Below are 21,819 nucleotides of genomic sequence, written 5' to 3'. Positions count from 1 at the left end.
TGCGTCATATAGCGGACGCACACTCGAAAGGACACCCACAGTGCTTATCGCACAGCGCCCCACGCTGACCGAAGAGGTCATCTCGGAGAGCCGTTCCCGCTTCTCCATCGAGCCGCTCGAGCCTGGCTTCGGCTACACGCTCGGCAACTCGATGCGTCGCACCCTGCTGTCGTCCATCCCGGGCGCGGCCGTCACGTCCATCCGTATCGACGGTGTGCTGCACGAGTTCAGCACCGTGTCGGGCGTGAAGGAAGACGTCACCGAGATCATCCTCAACATCAAGAACCTCGTCGTCTCCTCGGAGAACGACGAGCCCGTCGTGATGTACCTGCGCAAGCAGGGCGCCGGCGTCGTGACCGCTGCGGACATCGTTCCGCCGGCGGGGGTCGAGGTCCACAACCCCGACCTGCACATCGCCACCCTCAACGACAAGGGCAAGCTCGAGATCGAGCTGACCGTCGAGCGGGGCCGTGGGTACGTGTCCGCCGCGCAGAACAAGCAGTTCGACGCGGAGATCGGGCGCATCCCGGTTGACTCGATCTACTCGCCGGTCCTCAAGGTCACGTACAAGGTCGAGGCCACCCGAGTCGAGCAGCGCACCGACTTCGACAAGCTCATTGTCGACGTCGAGACGAAGCAGGCAATCACGCCTCGCGACGCGCTCGCCTCGGCTGGCAAGACCCTGGTCGAGCTGTTCGGCCTGGCACGTGAGCTGAACGTCGAGGCCGAGGGCATCGAGATCGGGCCGTCGCCGACGGACACCGCGCTTGCCGCGGACCTGGCGCTGCCGATCGAGGAGCTCAACCTCACCATCCGTTCGTACAACTGCCTCAAGCGCGAGGGCATCCACCAGGTGGGCGAGCTTGTTGCCCGCAGTGAGGCGGACCTGCTCGACATCCGCAACTTCGGTGCGAAGTCGATCACCGAGGTCAAGGAGAAGCTGGCCGAGCTCGGCCTCAGCCTGAAGGACTCGCCGCTGGACTTCGATCCGGCCGGCGCTTCGTACTTCGAGGGTAGCGACTCCGCGGCCTACAGCGGCGACGAGCAGTCGTACTGACGTCCCACGTCCGGCCTAGGCCGGACGTGCGGAACCACTTCCAAGGAGACAAGTAATGCCTACCCCTACCAAGGGCGCGCGGCTCGGCGGTAGCCCGGCTCACGAGCGTCTGATTCTCGCGAACCTGTCCACCTCCCTCTTCGAGCACGGCCGCATCACGACCACGGAGACCAAGGCCAAGCGCCTGCGTCCCCTGGCCGAGCGTCTGATCACGTTCGCGAAGAAGGGCGACCTGTCCGCCCGTCGCCGCGTGCTCACCGTCGTGCGTGACAAGGGCGTGGTGCACACGCTCTTCACCGAGATCGCCCCGGCCATGGCCGAGCGCAACGGTGGCTACACGCGCATCACCAAGATCGGCACCCGCAAGGGCGACAACGCGCCCATGGCGGTCATCGAGCTCATCACCGAGCCCGTGAGCCCCAAGCAGGCAGTCGTCAAGGAGGCCACCAAGGCCGCCGAGAAGGCCGCTGACGTGACCGAGGCCCCGGCCGAGGACGTCGTCGTCGAGGACGCTCCGGTCGAGGACGCCCCGGCCGAGGACGTCACCGACGCCCCCGCCGAGGACGCCGCTGCCGAGGCCCCCAAGAAGAAGAAGGCGGCTCCCAAGAAGAAGGCCGCCGAGGAGAAGAAGGAGGCCTGAGCCTCTTTCTCCCCTGCACGACGCCGGGCCGCACCTTCCGTACGGAGGGTGCGGCCCGGCGTCGTCGTGCGTGGCCGCACGTCACTGAGCAGGCAGCAGGTCCCATGCTCGCGCGCCGCCCACCAGGGCGGCGGAGTTCGGGACGATGACGACGTCGTCGCCGAGCCTGGCCAGCGCCGACGGTGTGATGCGCCGCGCGTTACCGCCTCCGAGGTAGAGCCGGTCCCAGTGGAAGACGGGCCGCAGCCCGTCGACGACGGTGACCACGCGCCGTGACCACAGGCCGTCGCCCAGCCGACGTCGTTCGGGCTCGCCGATGTACTGGTCGTACGTCAGGCTGCGGCGCACCGGGGCGTGCGACCACTCCAGGTGCGGCGCGATCCGGCCGCCGTGGAACATCGCGGTCCCGAGGCCCGTGCCGAGCGTGATGACCAGCTCGAGGCCCGACGCGGCGACCACGCCCGCGCCGTGCACCTCTGCGTCGTTCAGGACCAGTGCGGGCAGGTTCAGCCGGCTGGCGACGGCCGCGCGCATGTCGAAGCTGTGCCACGCGTCGAGCAGAGCCGGATCCACGCGGGAGCGCGGCCCCGACCGGGTGATGTAGTGCGGTGTGTGCACGACGACGCCGCTGCGGATCATGCCGGGCATGCCGACCGTGACCCGCCCGGCCGCAGGGAGGTCGGTGGCGATCTTCGCGATCGTGTCCACGAGGAGCTCGGGCGGCAGCGGGTAGGGCGTCGGTACGCGGACCGGCGCCGCGTGAGCGGTGCCCGACGAGTCGAGGACCGCTGCCTTGATCCCGCCACCACCGCAGTCGACCGCAAGCGTGAGGATGTCTGCCATGACGTCACTGTACGAACTCTGGGACGGGGATCGGGGAAGATGGCAGGCGTGAACGAGTTCATCAGGGTTCGGCTCGACCTCGCCTACGACGGCACCGACTTCGCCGGCTGGGCGCGCCAGCCGGGTCTACGCACCGTGGAGGGTGCCCTCGAGGACGGTCTGGCACGGGTCCTGCGCAGCGAGCAGCTCGGCCGGCCGACGCCTCGCTTCACCGTCGCCGGGCGGACCGACTCGGGCGTCCACGCGCGCGGCCAGGTGGCGCACGTCGACCTCGAGGCCGATGCCTGGGCGGCGCTCCCCGGCCGTTCGGGGCGGTCCAGCCGTACCCCTGCGGAGGCGCTGGTGTCCCGGCTGACGGGCGTGCTGCCCACCGACGTCGTCGTACGCGGCGCCAGGCAGGCGGCGCCCGGTTTTGATGCGCGCTTCTCCGCCCTGCGCCGCCGCTACACGTACCGGATCGCCGACGCGCCGGGCCTCCGGGACCCGCTGCGACGCAGGCACGTCCTGTGGTCCCGCAAGCCGCTCGACGCCGCCGCGATGGACGACGCCGTACGCCCGCTCACCGGGGTGCGCGACTTCGCCTCGTACTGCAAGCCCCGCCCGGGCGCGACGACCATCCGGGAGCTGCAGCACATCGCCTGGGAGCGGCCGGCCGACGGACCGGATGCGGGCCTCGTGGTCGGGCACGTCGTCGCCGACGCGTTCTGCCACAACATGGTGCGCGCCCTTGTCGGGGCGTCGATGGGGGTGGGAGAGGGGCGGCGCCCCGTGAGCTGGCCCGCGGAGCTCCTGGCGAGCCGCCGGCGGGACGCGGGCGTCTTCGTCGTGCCCCCGGAGGGGCTGTGCCTCGAGGAGATCACGTTCCCGCCGGACGAAGAGCTCGCCGCCCGCGCGGACGCCGTCCGCGCCAAGCGGATGGACGAGGACGTCTGGGACGACACAACCACCGCGAGATAGAACCAGGGCGACGTAGAACCGCAGGTCCGCTGCGGTTCTACGTCGCCCTGGTTCTACTTCGCCACGGATCTACCTCGGCGGGTTACGGCTCCTCGACCCAGTGGACCGCGGCCTCCTCGGCGCTGGCGCCGGCGCCGTCGATGCCCGCGTCGGTGCCGTACACGTCGTTCTGGCGGTTGCCGTCCTCGGCCGCGTAGCTGCCGGGGTCCGCGTCGGGGTCGGACACGAGCCGTCCCGCGCGTGACGTGTCCGCGCGGTCGAGCGGGTCGGCCTGCCACACGTCGGGCTCCTCCTCGCTGAGGCGCTGGTCCATCGGCTCGCCGTGCCGCTCCTCCCACGAGGTCTCGCCCCAGTGGTTGCTACGGGGGCGCTCGGGCGGGGAGTAGCCCTCGTCGAGGTTGTCCGCGAGGCCGCGGTTGAGCAGCGTGTCATCGGAGGTGAGCTGGTCGGTGTCGCCCTCAGCGATCCCGTCCGGTCCTGGCATGGTGCCTGGGGTTTCCTCGGTCATGCCCCTACCGTCGCACCAGTTCCGTGCAGACGCCACAGGCAGACGTGTCGAACCTCATGCGGCCGATCACGTCCCCTGACCCGCTTCGCTTTGACCCCCGGGGAACCGGCCAGGTACTCTAATGAGTCGTTGTGCTTTGTCACGACGTCCTGCGTAAGCACCGAGCCCACTCGTGTGCCGACGAACGGCCCGGACGTCACTCTGACCCCCGCGCACAACGACCTGACTCTTCGGGCGCTGCTTCTCGCCCGACGACACCGAAAACGAAAAGGTTACGAACCGTGCGTACGTACACCCCCAAGCCCGGCGACGTCCAGCGCGACTGGCACGTCATCGACGCGACCGACGTCGTCCTGGGCCGCCTGGCAAGCCAGGTCGCCATTCTGCTGCGCGGGAAGCACAAGCCGACTTTCGCTCCGCACGTCGACGGTGGTGACTTCGTCATCATCATCAACGCGGACAAGGTCGCGCTGAGCGGCAACAAGCGCGAGACCAAGCTGGCCTACCGCCACTCGGGCTACCCGGGCGGCCTCACTGCCACCCCCTACGGCGAGTTCCTGGACACCAAGCCGGAACGCGCCGTCGAGAAGGCCGTGCGCGGCATGATCCCCAAGACCTCGCTCGGTCGGACGCAGATGACCCACCTGAAGGTCTACGCAGGCTCTGAGCACCCGCACACGGCGCAGCAGGCCAAGCCGTTCGAGATCACCCAGGTTTCGCAGCAGGCTTGAGCCGCTGCCGGATCGCAACGCTGAAGGACGCGAGGACACCACAGTGGCCGAGACCACCGTCGACATCGAGCAGGACGCCGAGGCGCCCAGCTCTTACACCACCGAGACGACTGCGCCCGCAACGCGCGGCTCGTCCATCACCGCCCCGGCTCAGGCCCTCGGGCGCCGTAAGGAGGCCGTGGCGCGCGTGCGCCTCGTCCCCGGCACCGGCACCTGGAAGGTCAACGGTCGCACCCTCGAGGAGTACTTCCCGAACAAGGTGCACCAGCAGCTGGTCAACAGCCCGCTGAGCCTGGTCGAGGTCGAAGGCCGTTTCGACATCATCGCCCGCATCACGGGTGGCGGCACGTCGGGCCAGGCCGGTGCTCTGCGCCTGGGCATCGCCCGTGCGCTGAACGAGATCGACCGCGACGCCAACCGCGCCGAGCTCAAGAAGGCCGGCTTCCTCCGCCGCGACGACCGTACGGTCGAGCGCAAGAAGGCCGGTCTCAAGAAGGCCCGCAAGGCTCCGCAGTACAGCAAGCGCTGACCCCAGCGCGTGGCTGGATGGCCCCGCTGAACAGTGTCGACACTGTTCAGCGGGGCCATCTGCATTTGCCGGCAGGTGCCGGTGGCCCGCTACGGTGGGATTCGAACGATCTGAGGAGAACCGGCATGGGCAGGCTGTTCGGCACCGACGGAGTTCGGGGCCTCGCCAACAAGGACATCACCGCGGAGCTGGCGCTGGAGCTGGGCGCCGCCGCCGCGCGGGTGCTGACCGCGCAGGGTGAGCTGCTGGGGCCGCGTCCGCGCGCGGTCGTCGGGCGCGACACGCGCGCCTCCGGCGAGTTCCTCGCGGGCGCCGTCGCCGCCGGTCTGGCGTCCGCCGGCGTCGATGTGGTGATGCTCAACGTGCTGCCAACGCCCGCGCTGGCGTACCTCGTGACCGAGCTGGAGGCCGACCTCGGCGTCATGGTCTCCGCCTCGCACAACCCGATGCCGGACAACGGCATCAAGTTCTTCGCCCGCGGCGGTCTCAAGCTCGACGACGCCGTGGAGGACGCCATCCAGGCCACTCTCGGCGACGACTGGGAGCGGCCGACGGGCGCCGCCGTCGGACGTATCCGCACCGATGGCCAGGCCGCCGCCGAGCGCTACGTGCGGCACCTGACCGACAGCGTCGGCACCACGCCGGACCACCGGCCGCTCGAGGGCCTGCGGATCGCGCTCGACTGCGCCAACGGCGCCGCGAGCGAGGTGGGCCCGGAGGCGCTGCGCGCCGCGGGCGCCGACGTCGTCGTGATGAACGCGAGCCCGGACGGCCGGAACATCAACGAGAAGTGCGGCTCCACGCACCCCGAGCAGCTGCAGGCCGTCGTCGTGGCGTCCGAGGCGGACTTCGGTGTCGCGTTCGACGGCGACGCCGACCGCTGCCTCGCCGTCGACCACACCGGCGCCATCGTGGACGGCGACCAGATCCTCGGGATCCTCGCCACCGCGCTCAAGGAGGAGGGCCGCCTGCCGGGCGACACCCTCGTGGTGACGGTGATGAGCAACCTGGGCCTGCTCCTCGCGATGCGGGAGCGCGGCATCACCACCGTGCAGACCGCGGTCGGCGACCGTTACGTGCTGGAGGAGATGCGCGCCAACGGCTTCAGCCTGGGCGGGGAGCAGTCCGGCCACATCATCCTGGCGGACCACGCCACGACCGGCGACGGCGTCCTCGCGGCGCTGCACCTCGCGGCGCGGGTCAAGGCGTCGGGCAAGCGACTGGGTGATCTCGCGGGTGAGATCGAGCGCCTGCCGCAGACCCTCGTCAATGTGCGTGGTGTGGACAAGTCCCGCGCGGGCACCGACGAGGGCGTCCAGGCGGCCGTGCTGGACGCGACGACGCGACTGGGGGACACCGGGCGGGTGCTGCTGCGCCAGTCCGGCACGGAGCCGCTGGTGCGCGTGATGGTCGAGGCCCCGGCGCAGGACGAGGCGGACAAGGTCGCGGACGACCTGGCCGCCGTCGTGCGGGAGCGGCTCGCGTTGTAGGGGTAGGCGGGACCGCCGTGAACACCCCGTGAATGCTTGGGAAGCGGGGTCCTACCAGGGGCACCCCTGATGCTTTTCAGGGGCGCCCCTTGCGTAGGCTGGCACCAGGCACTAAGAAGTGCTCTCCCCGCCCCCGGGCGCCGCCCTGAGCCGTTCGCAGGGTAGCTCCCGACGAGACTCTCGAGGTCCCGTGCTCGATCTCATCTCCACCGTCCTGAGCGCCACCGAGGCGTGGATCCTCGCGATGGCCGCCTCGCCGTGGATCTACCCGGCGATGTTCGCCTTCGCGACCATCGACGGGTTCTTCCCGCCGCTGCCCAGCGAGTCCGTGGTGATCACTCTGGCGGTCTCCGCGCACACCACGGGCACGCCGTGGATGTGGCTCGTGCTGATCGCGGCGGCGGCAGGGGCGTGGGTGGGCGACCAGATCGCGTACCAGATCGGGAAGATGATCGGCACCGACCGCGTGCCGTTCCTGCGGAACCGGCGCGGGCGCCGGGCGGTGGCCTGGGCCGAGCGTGCGCTGTCCCGGCGCGGTGCCTCGTTCATCCTGGCGGCGCGGTACATCCCGATCGGCCGCGTGGCCGTGAACATGACGGCGGGCGCCGTCGGTTATCCGCGGCGCCGGTTCATGTTCATCGCCGCCATCGCGGCGGTCATGTGGGCGCTCTACTCGGCGGGGATCGGCCTCGTCGCCGCGCAGTGGTTCGGCCACAACCCGATGCTGGCCATCGGCATCGGCGTGGTCCTGGGCGTCGCTATGGGCTTCGTCGTGGACGTCGTGGTGGGCTGGTTCTCCCACCGGCACCTCGACCCCGAGAAGACGGCGAGCGCGACGGACGCCGAGGAGCACGCCGACGAGAAGGTCACCGTCCCGGCGGACGGCGACGGAAAGCCCCGCGCCGCCCGCTGACCGGCTAGAGCTTACGGAGGCGGACCCGCTGCACCGCGTGGTCCGATCCCTTGGTCAGCACCAGCGTCGCGCGGCCCCTGGTCGGGATGATGTTCCGCTCCAGGTTCGGCGCGTTGATGGACTCCCAGATCTTCATGGCCCGCTCGGTCGCCTCCTGGTCGGAGAGCGAGGCGTACCGCCGGAAGTAGGAGTCGGGCTTGGTGAACGCGGTCCTGCGCAGCTCGAGGAACCGGTCCACGTACCACTGCCGGATGTTCCGCGTGCGGGCGTCCACGTAGATCGAGAAGTCGAAGAAGTCGCTCACGGCGACCGTCGACTCGTCGACCGTGGACGGCCGGGCCGGCTGCAGCACGTTGAGGCCCTCGACGATGAGGACGTCGGGCTTGCGCACCACCAGCTCCTGATCCGGCACGATGTCGTAGATCACGTGCGAGTACAGGGGTGCGCGCACCTCCGGCTGCCCGGCCTTGATACGGGACAGGAATCGGATGAGGGCGCGCCGGTCGTACGACTCGGGGAAGCCCTTGCGTTCCATCAGGCCGCGCCGTTCGAGCTCGGCGTTCGGGTAGAGGAACCCGTCGGTGGTGATGAGCTCGACGCGCGGCGTCTCGGGCCAGCGGGCGAGCATCTCGCGCAGGACGCGCGCCGTCGTCGACTTGCCGACGGCGACGGAGCCGGCCACCCCGATGACGTACGGCGTGCGGGGCGGATCCTCGTGCAGGAAGGTGGACGTCGCGTCGTGCAGGCCGGCGGTGGCCTGCACGTACAGGTTGAGCAGGCGCGACAGGGGGCGGTAGATCGCGTCGACCTCGGCAAGGTCGATCGGGTCACCGAGACCGCGCAGGCGCTCGACGTCCTCGTCGGTCAGCGGCAGCGGAGTGGAGGCCGACAGGCGGCTCCACGCCGCACGGTCGAGATCCACATAGGGCGAGGACGGCGCGAGGGCCAGCAGGTGCTCGCTGAGGTCCGTCGTCGGAAACTGGGAAACCACCTGCAGCATTGTGCCCCAACCGGGCGCGGGAATCTCCACCGGCCGCTGCGCGACCTCGCGCGGTGCCCGGGGTGCGGGCCTGTGAGCCCGGTCATGGGGGCAGGCCCGGACGCTCGCTAGACTCGCCCGCATGTGTGGGATTGTGGGTTACACGGGAACTGCTCCGACTATCGCGGACGGCAACGCGTCAGGTGCCGCCGCGCCGTCGGGCATGCCTCTCGAGGTGGTGGTCGAAGGGCTCCGCCGGCTGGAGTACCGCGGGTACGACTCGGCAGGCGTCGCGCTCGTCGCGCCTGGGCTGGACGGCGTCGCCTGGGCCAAGAAGTCGGGCAAGCTCGCCAACCTGATCGAGGCACTGGAGCAGAACCCGCTGCCCGCCGCCACCGCGGCGATCGGCCACACGCGCTGGGCCACGCACGGCGGCCCCACCGACGCGAACGCCCACCCGCACCTGGCCGACGGCGACCGGCTCGCCGTGATCCACAACGGCATCGTCGAGAACTTCGCCCAGCTCAAGGCAGAGCTGCTGGCCGACGGCGTGACGTTCCGCTCGGAGACCGACACCGAGGTCGCCGCTCACCTGCTGGCCAAGGCGTACCGCGAGACGGGCAACCTCACGGAGGCCATGACGGTCGTCGCGGGGCGCCTGCACGGCACGTTCACGCTGCTCGCCGTGCACGCCGACGCACCGGAGACGGTGGTAGGGGCGCGGCACGACTCCCCGCTCGTGGTGGGACTCGGCGAGGGGGAGAACTTCCTCGGTTCCGACGTCGCGGCGTTCATCGCGCACACCAAGGAGGCCCTCGAGCTGGGCCAGGACCAGGTGGTGACCATCACCCCGACGTCGGTGGTCGTCACCGACTTCGACGGCAAGCCCGCCGACGCCAAGCGCTTCACGGTCGACTGGGACGCCGCCGCCGCCGAGAAGGGCGGCTTCGACTCCTTCATGGACAAGGAGATCCACGACCAGCCGCAGGCGGTCGCCGACACGCTGCTCGGCCGGACGGACGCCTCCGGTGCCCTCGTGCTCGACGACCTGCGCATCGACGAGTCGGTGCTGCGCGCGGTGAACAAGATCATCGTCGTCGCCTGCGGCACGGCCGCCTACTCCGGGCACGTGGCCAAGTACGCGATCGAGCACTGGTGCCGCATCCCCGTCGAGGTCGAGCTGGCGCACGAGTTCCGCTACCGCGACCCGATCGTCGACGAGCGCACGCTGGTGGTCGCCGTGACCCAGTCCGGCGAGACCATGGACACCCTGATGGCCGTGCGGCACGCGCGCGAGCAGGGCGCCAAGGTGATCTCCATCGTCAACACCCACGGCTCCACGATCCCGCGCGAGTCCGACGCAGTGCTGTACACGCACGCCGGCCCCGAGATCGCCGTCGCCTCCACCAAGGCGTTCCTCGCGCAGATCACCGCCGCCTACGTGCTGGGCCTGTACCTGGCGCAGCTGCGCGGCAACAAGTTCCCGGACGAGATCGCCACGCTGCTCGACGAGCTGCGCGACATGCCGCGCAAGATCCAGACGGTGATCGAGCGCGGCGAGTACGTCCGCGCGACCGCCCGGTCCATGGAGAAGTCCGACAAGGTGCTGTTCCTGGGGCGGCACGTCGGGTTCCCGGTTGCCCTGGAGGGTGCGCTCAAGCTCAAGGAGCTCGCGTACATCCACGCGGAGGGCTTCGCGGCGGGTGAGCTCAAGCACGGCCCGATCGCACTGATCGACGAGGGCCAGCCCGTGTTCGTCGTCGTACCCTCCCCGCGCGGGCGCGACTCCCTGCACTCGAAGGTCGTCTCGAACATCCAGGAGATCCGGGCGCGCGGCGCGCGCACCCTGGTGATCGCGGAGGACGGCGACGACGCGGTGCGCCCGTACGCCGACGAGATCTTCTGGATCCCGCAGGCGCCCACGCTGCTCCAGCCCCTGCTAGCCGTGGTGCCGCTGCAGATCTTCGCGATGGCGCTGGCTACCGCCAAGGGCCTCGACGTGGACCAGCCGCGCAACCTCGCCAAGTCCGTCACCGTGGAGTAGTCCGTCCTGGCCGTTCCCGCCGAACCGAGCGTCCCGCTGTGGCACGCTCGGCGGCGTGGAACTCAAGAAGCTCTCCGACGACGTCGAGATCATCAGCCGCGCGTACGCGCGGATATACGGCGTCGAACGCACCGACGACTGGCTCATGCTGAAGCTCCACGAAGAGGTCGGCGAGCTCACGCAGGCGTTCCTCAACCTGTCCGGCCGCTCGCGCGACCGCGGCCTGTCCGACGACGAGACGCGGGACGCGTTCCGCGGTGAGGTCGCGGACGCCCTGGCGCAGCTGCTGCTCGTGGCCCGGCGGTTCGACGTCGACCTGCCCGAGGAGCTGGAGCGCAAGTGGTTCCGCTGGCGGCACCTCGTCCAGCCGGAGGACACCGCGGGCATCCGGGATGTCGGTGACCCCGTCTAACCTCATGGCTGACGAGAGGGGCGTACATGGCGTACGTGGAGGTTGACGGGGTCCGGGTGCACTACGTGGAGCACGGTTCGGCAGGGCCTGGGGTGGCTACCGTGGTGCTGGTCCACGGGTTCCCGGTGGACCAGCGGCTCATGGTCGGCGCGTTCGAGCCGGTCTTCGCGGACCGGCCGGGCTGGCGTCGCCTCTATGTCGACCTGCCGGGCATGGGCGGGACGGTTGCGCCGGACGTCGCGAGCACCGACGACGTCTTCCGGACCCTGCGGGCCGCCGTTCAGGCGCTCGTGCCGGAGGGGCCGTACGCCGTCGTGGGGCAGTCGTACGGCGGGTACCTGGCGCGCGGGCTCGCTGCCGCCGACGCCGGACGAGTGGCCGGCCTGGCCGTCGTGGTGACCGTCGTCGAACCGCGCCACGAACTGCGCGAGCTCCCGCGGCGTCAGGTGCTGGTCCAGGACCCGGCGCTCGTGGAGCGGGTCGGGCCGGAGGCGCTCGCGGCGGAGGAGGTCCTCGTGGTCCAGACGGACGAGACCTGGACGCGGTCGCGGCAGGAGGTCGATCCCGGCCTGGCCGCAGCCGACCCAGAGGTTGTCGCGCGGGTCGAGGCGCACTACGCAGGGGGCTTCCCGGTCGAGCCGGTGCCCTTCGACAAGCCGGCGCTCGTGCTCGTCGGGCGGCAGGACTCGGTCACCGGCTATCGCGACGCGTGGGGGCTCGTCGAGCACTACCCCCGGGCGGCCTTCGCCGTGCTGGACCGCGCGGGGCACTCGCTGCACCTCGAGCAGCGTGGGCTGTTCGAGGCGCTCGTCGGCGAGTGGCTGGACCGCGTCGAGGAGGCGGGTGCGGCGTGAGCGCGGGGCGCGCCGGGTGCGGCCGAGGGTTCAGCCCGACACGGCGACGTAGACGAGCAACGTGAGGATGGCGGCGATCATGACGCCGAAGACCAGGACCATGACCTTGGGGAAGGGCAGCTTGTCGTCGTCCGCAGGCATGGTTACCTCCTGAAAATGAAAGATGATGCGCCGCGGGCAGAACGCGGGCGCAATCTTTACCGTTACGTTACTGTGACATGGTGCCCCAAGTCGGGCATCCTGCGCAAGACTGCGGTTGTGGGACGGGACGGAGCCTGCGGCCGTCGGCGGCCACCTAGGCTGTGCCAATGATCATCGGGACGGGCATCGACGTGGTCGACGTGGCCCGGTTCATGGAGACCCTCGACCGGACGCCCCGGCTGCGCGAGAAGCTGTTCACCGAGGTCGAGCGCGAGCTGCCGCCGGCGTCCCTGGCCGCCCGGTTCGCCGCGAAGGAGGCCATCGCGAAGTCGCTCGGTGCTCCGGGAAACCTCCGGTGGCACGACGTCACGGTGCACCGCACGGTGGGTGGCCCGCCCCGGATCGACGCGAGCGGCACCGTGGCCGCCCGCGCCGCCGAGCTCGGTGTGCGCACCTGGCACATCACGATCTCGCACGACGCGGGCATCGCGTCGGCCATGGTGATCGCGGAAGGGTGACCTTCCGCCCCAGTTACTGGAGCTCGGGGATGACCTGCTTCTCGAAGAGCTCCAGGCCCGTCTGGTCGTAGGCGGCCTCCTGGAAGTACGTGATCGCGTACTCCATGCCGCGTGAACGCATGTCCTGCAGCCGCTCGACGATCTGCTCGGGTGTCCCGACCAGGAGCCCGCTGCGCCAGGTGTTCATCTCCTGGTCGGCCTTCTCGGGGACCCACTTCCGCAGGTGCGCCTCGATCCAGCCCAGCCGCTCGGCGACCTCGGCGTCGTTCTCACCGATCACCACGTTGTAGTTCGCCGACCGGGTGATCTCACCGAAGTCGCGCCCCACGTCCTTGCAGTGCGCCTCGAGCACGCCCGACTTGTGCACGAACCCGTCGGGGCTGCCGTCGAAGTTCGTGTACTGGGCGTGCTGCGCGGCGATGCGCAGCGTCTTCTTCTCGCCGCCGCCGGCGATCCACAGCGGGATGGACGGCACCTCGGCGCCGCCGTCGCCCACCGGGAGCTGCTGCAGGGGCTGCGGGTAGCAGAGGGCGCCGTCGACCTGGTACTGCTTGCCCTCGAACGTGCCGGAGGAGCCGGTGCGCCACATGTTCGACATGATCTGCACGCCCTCGTCGAGCGCCCGCAGCCGCTCGCCTGCGGACGGGAAGCCGTAGCCGTACGCGCGCCACTCGTGCTCGTACCAGCCTGCGCCGATGCCCATCTCGACGCGGCCACCGGAGATCGTGTCGACGGTCGAGGCGACCTTGGCGAGGTGTGCCGGGTTGCGGTACGCCATACAGGTGCACATCTGGCCCAGCCGGATGCGCTGGGTGGCGGCCGCGAACGCGGCCATGAGGGACCAGGCCTCGTGCGTGGCCTCGGTGGTCACCTCCGGGACGGTGTGGAAGTGGTCGAAGACCCACGCCGACTCCCAGGCGAACTCGCCGCCGGGGACGGCCTCGCCCGCCGCCTGGTTCTCCGCGCGGTGCACGAGGGAAAGCATGGAAGCCCACTGATCGGCAGGGGGGATGTCGACCAGGTCGAGACGCCAGCCCTGCGGGATGAAGAGTCCGAATCGCATGGTCCGACCTTATGCCGACAAGGTTGCGGACGGGAGGGGCCGTCCATTTCGCCCAGGATTTGTACCTCGGACGGTGGCGGAAGCGGCACTATAGGACTGTGAAAGACGCGTGGAGTTCCGACGAGGTACGAAAGGCCGAAGAGCCACTGATCGCTGCCGGCGAGCCGCTCATGGCCAGAGCGGCGTACGCGCTGGCCCAGGCGGTGCTCCGCGAGGTGGCGGCGCCGCGGGCCGGGCGCGCCCCCGATCACCGGCTCGGCCGTCCGGGCACCGTCCGCCTGCGCGGCAGCCTCGGTTCCGACGGACTCCCCGGCACCGCCCGCATCCGCCCCGGCCGCGCGACCGGCCCCAGGGTCGACGTACGCGGCACCAGCGCTCTGCTGCTCGTCGGACCCGGTAACAACGGCGGCGACACCCTGTTCGCCGGCGCGCACCTCGTGCGGCGCGGTATGACGGTCACCGCGGTGCTCGCGTCGGCGCGCGCCCACGAGGACGGCCTCGCGGCGTTCCGGGCGGCGGGCGGAAAGGTGCTGACGCTCGCCGACGTCCGGGTCCCGGCAGTGGTCCAGGCCGCACTCGCCTCCGACGTCCTGCTGGACGGTCTGGTCGGCGTCGGCGCACGTGGCGCGCTGCGTCCCCCGGCCGGCGGCCTGGTCCGGACGCTCGCGGAGGCCCGCGAGAAGGCGGGGGAGCGCTGGCCGCTCACCGTCGCCGTCGACATCCCGAGCGGCATCGGCGTGGACGACGGCGCGGTACCCGGCCCCGTCCTGCGCGCCGACCGCACGGTGACGTTCGGCGCGCTCAAGCCCGGCCTGCTCCTGCCGCCCGCGGCCCACCTCGGGGGCGACGTCGAGCTGGTCGACGTCGGCTTCCCCGTGGTCGCGGGCGCCGAAGGCTGGTCAGGCACCGTGTGGGGCGTGGCGACGGGCAGGCACGCGATGAGCGGGACGGACCCGGCGTCGGGCCGGGTGCGGCGGATGGAGCCGGCCGACGTCGCCGGGCTGTGGCCCGTCCCCAGCACGCACGACCACAAGTACACGAGGGGCGTGGTCGGCGTGATCGCGGGTACGAGCACCTACCCGGGCGCGGCTGTCCTCGCGACGTCGGGTGCGGTGCTGGCCGGACCCGGCATGGTGCGCTACCTGGGGCCCGAGGCGGTCGGCGCGCGCGTGCTGCTGGCCCACCCCGAGGTGGTCGTGGCGGGCGGCCGGGTGCAGGCATGGGTACTCGGGCCGGGTGTCCCCGCGCTCGGCCCCGAGGACGGGCCGGACGACGACGGCCAGGCCCGCCGGATCTTCGGGGCGCTCGCCGCGGTGACCGGCGTGCTCTCCGAGGACGTGACCGGCGGCAAGATGCCCGCCGTCATCGACGCGGGCGCGCTCACCATGCTGGAGCACAGGCTCCCGGCCTGGGCGGTCCTGACCCCGCACGCCGGCGAGCTGGCAGAGCTGCTGCAGGGCCTGGGACACGACGTCGACCGCACGGCGGTCGAGGCGCAGCCGCTGCACTGGGTGCGTACCGCGCACCAGGCCACCGGCGCGACCGTGCTGCTCAAGGGCGCGATCACCGTCGTGGCGGGGCCGGGCGACGTGTACGCCCAGGCCGACGCGCCGGCCTGGACCGGAACGGCCGGGGCGGGTGACGTGCTCGCGGGGATCCTGGGGACGCTGCTCGCCGGCCGCTCCGCCGACGTCGTGGAGGACGAGACGCTCGCGGCCCGGCTCGCGGCCGTCGCCGTGCTCGTGCACGGCCGGGCCGCGGCGCGGGCGTCCGCCGGTGGTCCCGTGACCGCCCTGGAGATCGCCCGGGCGGTGCCCGCCGTCGTCGCCGAGCTGTTGCGCGCCTGAGACCGGGCGCGCCCCGGGCTAGGGTTGCTGCGATGAGTCAACGTGTCGTCGCCTGGGGTCAGGAGCTCCGTGAGGTCCACCGGCGGTTGCGGGACGCGCTCGCCGTGGCGCGGTCCGCGGTCGAGGACGGCGCGGAGGGGCCGGCGGCGGCGAGGGAGCTGCAGCTCTACTGCGTGGGCTTCTGCGCGGCACTCACCGGCCATCACCGCAGCGAGGACGCGACGCTGTTCGACGTGGTGCTGGCGGACCGGCCCGAGCTGGCGCCCGTCGTCGCCGACCTGAAGCGGGACCACTCGATGCTCGACCACCTCCTGGGCGAGCTGGAGCGCGCCGCCGTGTCGGGTGCGGCGCAGGACGAGCTGCTGCGGCACCTCGACGGCATCGAGGCCGTCATGGAGACGCACTTCCGGTACGAGGAGAAGAAGCTGGTCGACGTGCTCGACGGCGCGGTGCGGCCCGACGTGGGCAGACAGGAAATGCTCGGCCCCCTGGCGTGACGCCCCCGCCCCTGGAATGAGACATTCCGCCCGGATTTGCGGGTGCGGAGTTTCCCCTACCTGTCCGAGATCCGCCAGTAGAGCCGTAATATCCCGTACCACACGCTCATCCTGCACGATTCATCTCCTGTCATAGACTCCTGAGGCGCTACTGATAGACATTCATGTAAGTGGCGAATTGGGGTGTGCGTGCCATCAAGTAACGGGCCTTCCGTGGCAGTGCCTTCGGCAGTGCCGAAGGCATGGACGAACCAGGCAGGCAGCAGGGGGAGGGACCTCGTGGTCCACGGGCGTGATCGAGAGCTGCGGGTCATCGGGCATTTCGCAACCGACCTGGACCCGACGGTCCTTGTCGTGCGCGGACTGAGCGGGATCGGCAAGACCTCGACGGTGCTCCACGCGCTGAAGCAGGTCGGCGCGGGCTCGTCAGCGGTCCGCGTGGTACGGCCGTGCTCATCCAGGCCGTCGGCGCACGACCTGGACAACAGCCGGCGGGTCGACCTGTCGGCCTGGTCCGTGCCGGACGATCCGGAGGACGGCCCGGGCTTCGACGCGGCAGGGTTCCTGCGCGCGGTCTCGGTCTGGGCAGGCGACGGCGGCTCCGGGCCGCGTGTCCTCTTCGTCGACGACGTCGGGGTGCTGACCGCTGAGCGAGCGCGCTGGCTCCAGCACCTGGCGGACGAGGCGTACGGACAGGACTGGCGGGTGATCGCCGCGGTGCGGAGCATCGCGGTCGAGCCGCTCTCCGACGACGTCGAGGTGCTCGAGCTCGGCCCGCTCGACCGGATGTCCCTGCGCCGTGCGCTCGCGACGGAGATGAGCGCCCCGGTGGCTGCCGACGTCGTCGAGCACCTGCGCTGGTGGAGCGCAGGCAACCCGCGCCTCGCCCTCGAGCTCGCGGGTTCGCTGAGCGCCGCGGAGCTGCGCGGGGACGTCTCCTGGGCCGGACCCGAGACAGTGGGTTCGGCCGCTCGGCGCGCCTACCGCGCGATGCTTGCCGGGCTCGACCCGGCGACCATGACCGCGCTCGCGACCGCACCCCTCGGCGGCGCCTCGGCGGCGCGCCGGGACGGCCGCTCGAGCGTGCGGCACCCGCTGCTCGCCCTGCTGTGCAAGGAGGTGCGGGGTGCGGACGGCCAGATGGATGGCCGGGACACCCTGGCGCCGGAACGCGACGTCACCGACGCCGGCGCGCTGCTGAGGATCCTCGACGGGCTGCACCTGGAGGAGCTGCCGGCGCGCGCGTGGGCGGCCGTGGCGGCCGCGCCCGACCCGCACCTGGCTGCGCGCGCCGTCGGGGTGTCCCTCATGACCGGGCGCGCCTGGCGCGACCATCTGGCCGGCTCGCTGGTGCCGGACGGGGTGGGCGCTGATTGGACCGACCACCTGTGGTGGCGTGACCTGACGGGCGTCGGCGCGGATGCCCGCGCCGCGGGAGCACGGGTCGCCGAGGCGCTGCTGTGCCTCGAGGACACGGGCGACCTGCCGGACCCCGGCGCGCTGCGGGCAGACCTGCGGCTGATCGGGCCCACGCCCGGCCAGGACTGGGTGGGCGTCGACATCCAGGTACGCGCCCTCCTGACGCTGGGGGACGTGGTCGGCGCACGCGGTCTCCTCGCCGACCACTCCGGCGCGACGCCGGACAGGGCGGTCGCGGAGATCGTCGCGCGCGACCTCGCGGCGGCCCGGGTGGCCGCGTTCGACGGGCGCGCGGTCGACGTCCGCACGCATATCGCGCACGCCACCGAGCTGCGCCCGTCCGTCGAGGCGTGGCTGCCGGCCCGGGGCATGCGTGCCTCGGCGGACGCCGTCGTCGACGGGACCGTCCCTGGCAGCACGATGCCGGCGCAGGCGGGCAGCTGGTCGGCGCGGGTGCTCGGCGAGTACGCCGCGGACCTTGGCGCCGCCCACCTCGTCGTCGGACAGGCGGAAGGAGCGGTCGCGCTGCTGACCATCGCGCTCGAGCACTGCGCCTGGCCCTACCGGGGACGCGTGCAGGTGCGGTGCGACCTCGTGGAGTCCGTCATGGCCTCCACGCCGCCCGGCAGGGTGGGGCCACGAGCCCAGCGGCTGCTCGATCCGCCCGTGGCGCCCGAGGAACGGTCGACGCCCGACGTCGCCGCCGCCTATGCAAGGCTCTGTGCGCTGCTGGCCGACGACGGTGTGCCGTCGGTAGCGTTCGAGACCGCGCTGCACGCCCCGTCCGCCCCCATGTCGCCGTGGCAGCGGGTCCGCATGCTCGTCGCGTACGGCCGGTACGCGGTGACGCGCGGCGGCCGCGCCACCGGCAACGCGATGCTCGACGAGGCGAGGACGCTCGTGCGGCTGGCCGGGATGGCCGGCTGGCTGCGGGGTATCGACGTCTTCCTCGCGGAGGCCGATGCGAGCGGTGGTGCCGGCCCCGAGTGGGAGGTGCTCGGCACGCACGAGCGGGAGATGGTCAAGCTGGCGGTGCACGGTGCGACGAACTCGCAGATCGCCCAGGCGACCTTCGTGTCCGAGCGGACAGTCGTGAACCGGCTGCGCCGGGCCTACGCCACGCTCGGCATCCGGGACCGTAGGGACCTGGTGCGGCTCGCCGAGACCCGTCCCCCCGCTTGGCTTGCCGGTGGCTGACACCCGACCTGAACGCAAGGTTTTCACCTGCTGTTGGTAGGGTTTTTCACCCGGCATTTCGGACTTCCTTCACTTCTCCCCGCGCACTTGCATGCGCACGCCTTTATCGCGCCTCTTATCGATTCGAGCGCACGGCGAATTGCGTTGAGTTGCGTCAGCGCACGATTGCCGCTCCGCCTGGCAGGTCCCTGGGAATCACTGTTCTCTAAAGCCCGGGCACGGGTGTGTCATACGCCTCGCCCCAGCCGATTCCGGACGTGATCACGTACCGATCCGGACGCTTTCACTTGAAGCGTGTATATGGAGGAGTGAGTTCTCTTGAACCGAACGCAAGTACCGTCAGGCCGACGTCGGAAGGGCGGCGCCCCGTGGCGCCGGACCCTGGCGACGGCCGCGGCAACCGCAGTCGTGGTTACGGCCACCGGACTGCCTGCGGTCGCAGTGAACAACTACCCGGACGAGCCGTCCGAGGCCGCTGCGAGCGTCCTCGACTCGACGCTCTTCCAGGAGGCGCTGCTGGCAGCCGCTTACTCGCAGGCCGGCTCGGAGTCGAACCCCGGGCCGAACGAGGGCAACCTCAACGTCGAGCTGCTCGGCTCCGAGCTCATCAAGCTCAATGACATCGAGGTTCGCCTCGACGAGATCCTTGACTACGGTCAGGCTGGCGCGCTCGTCAGCAGGAGCGAGGCGTCGTCCCCAGTCGACGCGTACGCGGTGTCGGGCCTGCTCGGCGCGGACGGCGGCGTCCACCTCGACGGCAAGACCGAGGACTTCGGCAAGGCGTCCGTTGACGTCCTGTCCGTCGCGCGCCTGCTGGGCATCGACGGCCTCACCGACAAGATCGTCGACCAGCTCTTGCTCGAGGCAGGTGCTGCCGCAGCCGAGGTCAAGGCCGAGGACGGCGTCATCCTGGACCAGGACGGCGTGGGTGGCCTCGGCCAGTACCGCGTTGCCGACCTGGACCTGTTCCTGCACTCCCCGGTCATCGAGGACGCTGCCGCGTCGATCTACGACATCGGCGGCACCATCGACACGACCGTCGAGGACCTCGTCAACGAGAACCTGGACGACAGCGCCCTGACCGGCCTGTTCGACGCGGTCCCGGGTGTTCCGACGCCCTCGATCACCGTCGACAGCAACATGCAGGAGAACCTGTTCGAGTCCGTCGTGGGCGAGCCGATCACCTCGGCGAACCAGCTCATCACGATCGACCTGTCGACCGGTCAGCTGGAGATCCACCTCGACAAGCTTGTCGACAGCCCCGAGGGTAACGAGGAAGGCCTCAACGGCCTGCCCGCGAACACCGAGCTCATCGACGACACGACCTACCCGCTCATCGCGGAGACCGTGCACGAGCTCATGCAGGAAGTCACTCGCGTCCTCATCGGTGCGATCGAGGACTCGCTGAACTCCGTCACGATCAACATCGCCTTCTACGAGGAGGGCGCCCTCGGCACCCTCGACGTCTCGTGGTCGCTGCCCCTGGTGGACGCCGTGAACGGCGACTTCCCCGAGGCAGTCAACAACAGCACGGGCACCATGGGCCCGGTCGCCACGGTCCTGGTCAACACCATCAACACGGTCGGCCCGGCGCTCGCGCCGATCCTGGCCCCGGTGTACGAGCTGCTGATCAGCGACGAGGGTGACAACATCTTCGAGCTGCTGATCAACGACCTCAAGACGGACTCGATCACTGCCCCGATCCGCGAGCTGCTCTCGCCGGTCTTCGATGTCCTGTCCAAGGTCCTCTCGATCACGATCAACCGTCAGGTCACCGAGACGTCTGACTCGGTTGCCCCGACCGCCACGGCGGCCGAGGTCGTCACGTCGCTCGACCTGAACGCGCTGAGCATCGCGCTCCTGCCGGGGGAGAACGAGCTTGCTCGGATCAACCTTGGCAACGCCGCCGTGCGCATCACGCCGGACGACGGTGGACCTGGCGACATCGACCCGTCGCTGTCGGTCGACCCCGCCACTGTCGCTCCTGGCCAGTCGACGATCACGACCGGTGAGGGCTACACGCCCGACTCGACCGCGACCGTTCAGCTGACCGACCCCGAGGGCAACCCCGTGGGCGACGCCATCCCGGTCGACACCGACTCGGACGGTTCGTTCACCGTCGCGGTTCCGGTTCCGGCTGACGCCGAGCTCGGCGTCTACCCGGTCGTGGGTACGGACGACACCACCGGTGAGGCCGCTGAGGCCCCGCTGGCAGTGGTCGCCGGATCCGACATCTGCGCCATGGACCCGACGCTGACCGTCGAGCCGGGTGCTGTCTACCCGGGCGACACCGTCTCGATCGTCGGCCAGGGCTTCCCGGCGGGCGTTCCGGTCGCCGTGCAGCTGCGCGACGCCGAGGGCAACCCGGTTGGCGACGCGGTCATGGTCACCCCGGACGAGGCCTGTGGCTTCATCACCGACCTGACCGTTCCTGAGGACGCAGAGCCCGGCGACCACGTCGTCGAGGCCGTTCCTGAGGACGGCAGCGAGGGTGCCGAGGCGCCGCTCGAGATCCTGCCCCCGGGCACGAACCCCCCGGGTGAGTGCACGAACCCGAGCATCGTTGCTGACCCGGCAGTGGTCGAGGCCGGCGACGAGGTCATGGTCACCGGTTCGGGCTTCCCGGCCGGCTCCACGGTCATCGTCCAGCTGAAGGACACGCAGGGCAACGACATCGGTGACCCCGTCACCGTGACCGTCGGCGACGACTGCGGCTTCGAGACCCCGATCACGGTTCCCGAGGGGACCCCGCCGGGTGTCATCATCGTCGACGCCCAGCCGGAAGACGGCGGCGAAGGCGCGCAGACGCCGATCACCGTCGTGGCCAGCAACAGCGGCTCCGGCAACGGTGACGGCAACGGTGATGGTTCGGGTGCGGGCGCCGGTAACGGCGACGGCGGCCTGGCCAACACCGGTGCGAACGTCGCGGTCCTGATCGCCGCCATGGTGCTGCTGCTCGGTGCCGGTGCGGTCATGATCAAGCGTCGCCGCGAGATCAGCCAGGCCTTCGCCACCGCGATGGGCCGGATGTCGGGCGACAAGCCTGCCGTCTGATGAGCTGAGTCTCTGACGCAGTAGCAAGTGTCTGACGCAGTAAGACCGGCCCGGTGCGACGTCGTCGCACCGGGCCGGTCCTGTTCCCGAACGGCCCACCAACGGGCCGTGTGCCCGAGATCCAAG

General features: G+C 70.9%; 19 protein-coding genes. 15 read left to right on the top strand and 4 right to left on the bottom strand.

Going from position 1 to position 21,819, the window contains the following annotated elements:
• The first annotated feature begins 40 nt into the window (after positions 1 to 40).
• Both AB0F70_RS04425 and rplQ read left to right on the top strand, forming a co-directional pair.
• A complete protein-coding gene (locus AB0F70_RS04425; protein ID WP_116673607.1) occupies positions 41 to 1,057 on the top strand; it encodes a DNA-directed RNA polymerase subunit alpha in 1,017 nt (338 codons plus the stop codon).
• Between the two features lie 55 nt (positions 1,058 to 1,112).
• The gene (rplQ, locus tag AB0F70_RS04420; protein WP_357443687.1) at positions 1,113 to 1,697 is read left to right on the top strand and encodes a 50S ribosomal protein L17; all 585 of its coding nucleotides are present in this window, start codon (positions 1,113 to 1,115) and stop codon (positions 1,695 to 1,697) included.
• Positions 1,698 to 1,778: 81 nt separating this feature from the next.
• Here rplQ and AB0F70_RS04415 read toward each other — a convergent pair whose 3' ends face one another.
• Positions 1,779 to 2,540, bottom strand: coding sequence for an ROK family protein (locus tag AB0F70_RS04415; protein WP_357443685.1), 762 nt, complete (start codon positions 2,538 to 2,540; stop codon positions 1,779 to 1,781).
• A 39-nt stretch (positions 2,541 to 2,579) separates the two neighbouring features.
• Here AB0F70_RS04415 and truA point away from each other — a divergent pair, with 39 nt between their 5' ends.
• Positions 2,580 to 3,497 (top strand): tRNA pseudouridine(38-40) synthase TruA, encoded by a 918-nt coding sequence (truA, locus tag AB0F70_RS04410; protein WP_357443683.1) that lies wholly within the window; start codon positions 2,580 to 2,582, stop codon positions 3,495 to 3,497.
• Positions 3,498 to 3,579: 82 nt separating this feature from the next.
• Here the strand turns inward: truA and AB0F70_RS04405 are convergent, their stop codons facing one another.
• Positions 3,580 to 4,005: a DUF5709 domain-containing protein gene (locus AB0F70_RS04405; protein WP_357443681.1), complete on the bottom strand. Its 426-nt coding sequence runs from the start codon at positions 4,003 to 4,005 to the stop codon at positions 3,580 to 3,582.
• A gap of 281 nt (positions 4,006 to 4,286) precedes the next feature.
• On the opposite strand from AB0F70_RS04405, the gene rplM reads away from it, so the two are divergent.
• The 4 genes from rplM (at position 4,287) to AB0F70_RS04385 (ending at position 7,668) form a co-directional block, all read left to right on the top strand.
• Positions 4,287 to 4,736, top strand: coding sequence for a 50S ribosomal protein L13 (gene rplM / locus AB0F70_RS04400; RefSeq protein ID WP_116673612.1), 450 nt, complete (start codon positions 4,287 to 4,289; stop codon positions 4,734 to 4,736).
• A gap of 43 nt (positions 4,737 to 4,779) precedes the next feature.
• Entirely contained in the window at positions 4,780 to 5,265 is a 486-nt protein-coding gene (gene rpsI / locus AB0F70_RS04395) for a 30S ribosomal protein S9 (RefSeq protein WP_357443679.1), read from the top strand.
• A gap of 125 nt (positions 5,266 to 5,390) precedes the next feature.
• Complete coding sequence (glmM, locus tag AB0F70_RS04390; RefSeq protein WP_357443677.1) at positions 5,391 to 6,755, top strand: phosphoglucosamine mutase; 1,365 nt, start codon at positions 5,391 to 5,393, stop codon at positions 6,753 to 6,755.
• A 190-nt stretch (positions 6,756 to 6,945) separates the two neighbouring features.
• A complete protein-coding gene (locus tag AB0F70_RS04385) occupies positions 6,946 to 7,668 on the top strand; it encodes a DedA family protein (protein WP_357443675.1) in 723 nt (240 codons plus the stop codon).
• Positions 7,669 to 7,672: 4 nt separating this feature from the next.
• Here AB0F70_RS04385 and coaA read toward each other — a convergent pair whose 3' ends face one another.
• Positions 7,673 to 8,668: a type I pantothenate kinase gene (gene coaA, locus AB0F70_RS04380; RefSeq protein WP_357443673.1), complete on the bottom strand. Its 996-nt coding sequence runs from the start codon at positions 8,666 to 8,668 to the stop codon at positions 7,673 to 7,675.
• A gap of 121 nt (positions 8,669 to 8,789) precedes the next feature.
• Between coaA and glmS the strand changes: the two genes are divergently transcribed.
• The 4 genes from glmS (at position 8,790) to AB0F70_RS04360 (ending at position 12,616) form a co-directional block, all read left to right on the top strand.
• Positions 8,790 to 10,691 carry a glutamine--fructose-6-phosphate transaminase (isomerizing) gene (glmS, locus tag AB0F70_RS04375; protein WP_357443671.1) on the top strand — a complete coding sequence of 634 codons (1,902 nt, stop codon included), beginning with the start codon at positions 8,790 to 8,792 and terminating at the stop codon, positions 10,689 to 10,691.
• Positions 10,692 to 10,746: 55 nt separating this feature from the next.
• Complete coding sequence (locus AB0F70_RS04370) at positions 10,747 to 11,103, top strand: pyrophosphatase (RefSeq protein WP_357443669.1); 357 nt, start codon at positions 10,747 to 10,749, stop codon at positions 11,101 to 11,103.
• 26 nt (positions 11,104 to 11,129) lie between these two features.
• On the top strand, positions 11,130 to 11,957 hold the full coding sequence (locus tag AB0F70_RS04365; RefSeq protein WP_357443667.1) for an alpha/beta hydrolase: 828 nt from the start codon (positions 11,130 to 11,132) through the stop codon (positions 11,955 to 11,957).
• Between the two features lie 308 nt (positions 11,958 to 12,265).
• Positions 12,266 to 12,616 carry a holo-ACP synthase gene (locus tag AB0F70_RS04360; RefSeq protein WP_116673618.1) on the top strand — a complete coding sequence of 117 codons (351 nt, stop codon included), beginning with the start codon at positions 12,266 to 12,268 and terminating at the stop codon, positions 12,614 to 12,616.
• A gap of 13 nt (positions 12,617 to 12,629) precedes the next feature.
• Here AB0F70_RS04360 and AB0F70_RS04355 read toward each other — a convergent pair whose 3' ends face one another.
• Positions 12,630 to 13,679, bottom strand: a complete 1,050-nt coding sequence (locus AB0F70_RS04355; RefSeq protein ID WP_357443665.1) for an LLM class F420-dependent oxidoreductase — start codon at positions 13,677 to 13,679, stop codon at positions 12,630 to 12,632.
• A gap of 170 nt (positions 13,680 to 13,849) precedes the next feature.
• On the opposite strand from AB0F70_RS04355, the gene AB0F70_RS04350 reads away from it, so the two are divergent.
• The 4 genes from AB0F70_RS04350 (at position 13,850) to AB0F70_RS04335 (ending at position 21,693) form a co-directional block, all read left to right on the top strand.
• On the top strand, positions 13,850 to 15,526 hold the full coding sequence (locus AB0F70_RS04350; RefSeq protein ID WP_357443663.1) for an NAD(P)H-hydrate dehydratase: 1,677 nt from the start codon (positions 13,850 to 13,852) through the stop codon (positions 15,524 to 15,526).
• 32 nt (positions 15,527 to 15,558) lie between these two features.
• On the top strand, positions 15,559 to 16,023 hold the full coding sequence (locus AB0F70_RS04345; protein ID WP_357443661.1) for a hemerythrin domain-containing protein: 465 nt from the start codon (positions 15,559 to 15,561) through the stop codon (positions 16,021 to 16,023).
• A 354-nt stretch (positions 16,024 to 16,377) separates the two neighbouring features.
• Positions 16,378 to 18,639 carry a helix-turn-helix transcriptional regulator gene (locus AB0F70_RS04340; protein WP_357443659.1) on the top strand — a complete coding sequence of 754 codons (2,262 nt, stop codon included), beginning with the start codon at positions 16,378 to 16,380 and terminating at the stop codon, positions 18,637 to 18,639.
• A gap of 408 nt (positions 18,640 to 19,047) precedes the next feature.
• Complete coding sequence (locus AB0F70_RS04335; protein WP_357443657.1) at positions 19,048 to 21,693, top strand: choice-of-anchor G family protein; 2,646 nt, start codon at positions 19,048 to 19,050, stop codon at positions 21,691 to 21,693.
• Positions 21,694 to 21,819: the final 126 nt, after the last annotated feature.

This window comes from Promicromonospora sp. NPDC023805 (assembly GCF_040639635.1).
In the GTDB taxonomy this organism is placed as follows: domain Bacteria; phylum Actinomycetota; class Actinomycetes; order Actinomycetales; family Cellulomonadaceae; genus Promicromonospora.
This window is presented reverse-complemented; position numbering and strand designations above follow the sequence as displayed.

What these genes read in the sequence shown, in the direction of transcription:
- rplQ (WP_357443687.1), top strand. Translation starts at nt 1,113, where the DNA reads ATGCCTACCCCTACCAAGGGCGCGCGGCTCGGCGGTAGCCCGGCTCAC.
- AB0F70_RS04415 (WP_357443685.1), bottom strand. Translation starts at nt 2,540, where the DNA reads ATGGCAGACATCCTCACGCTTGCGGTCGACTGCGGTGGTGGCGGGATC.
- truA (WP_357443683.1), top strand. Translation starts at nt 2,580, where the DNA reads ATGGCAGGCGTGAACGAGTTCATCAGGGTTCGGCTCGACCTCGCCTAC.
- AB0F70_RS04405 (WP_357443681.1), bottom strand. Translation starts at nt 4,005, where the DNA reads ATGACCGAGGAAACCCCAGGCACCATGCCAGGACCGGACGGGATCGCT.
- glmM (WP_357443677.1), top strand. Translation starts at nt 5,391, where the DNA reads ATGGGCAGGCTGTTCGGCACCGACGGAGTTCGGGGCCTCGCCAACAAG.
- coaA (WP_357443673.1), bottom strand. Translation starts at nt 8,668, where the DNA reads ATGCTGCAGGTGGTTTCCCAGTTTCCGACGACGGACCTCAGCGAGCAC.
- glmS (WP_357443671.1), top strand. Translation starts at nt 8,790, where the DNA reads ATGTGTGGGATTGTGGGTTACACGGGAACTGCTCCGACTATCGCGGAC.
- AB0F70_RS04365 (WP_357443667.1), top strand. Translation starts at nt 11,130, where the DNA reads ATGGCGTACGTGGAGGTTGACGGGGTCCGGGTGCACTACGTGGAGCAC.
- AB0F70_RS04360 (WP_116673618.1), top strand. Translation starts at nt 12,266, where the DNA reads ATGATCATCGGGACGGGCATCGACGTGGTCGACGTGGCCCGGTTCATG.
- AB0F70_RS04355 (WP_357443665.1), bottom strand. Translation starts at nt 13,679, where the DNA reads ATGCGATTCGGACTCTTCATCCCGCAGGGCTGGCGTCTCGACCTGGTC.
- AB0F70_RS04350 (WP_357443663.1), top strand. Translation starts at nt 13,850, where the DNA reads ATGGCCAGAGCGGCGTACGCGCTGGCCCAGGCGGTGCTCCGCGAGGTG.
- AB0F70_RS04345 (WP_357443661.1), top strand. Translation starts at nt 15,559, where the DNA reads ATGAGTCAACGTGTCGTCGCCTGGGGTCAGGAGCTCCGTGAGGTCCAC.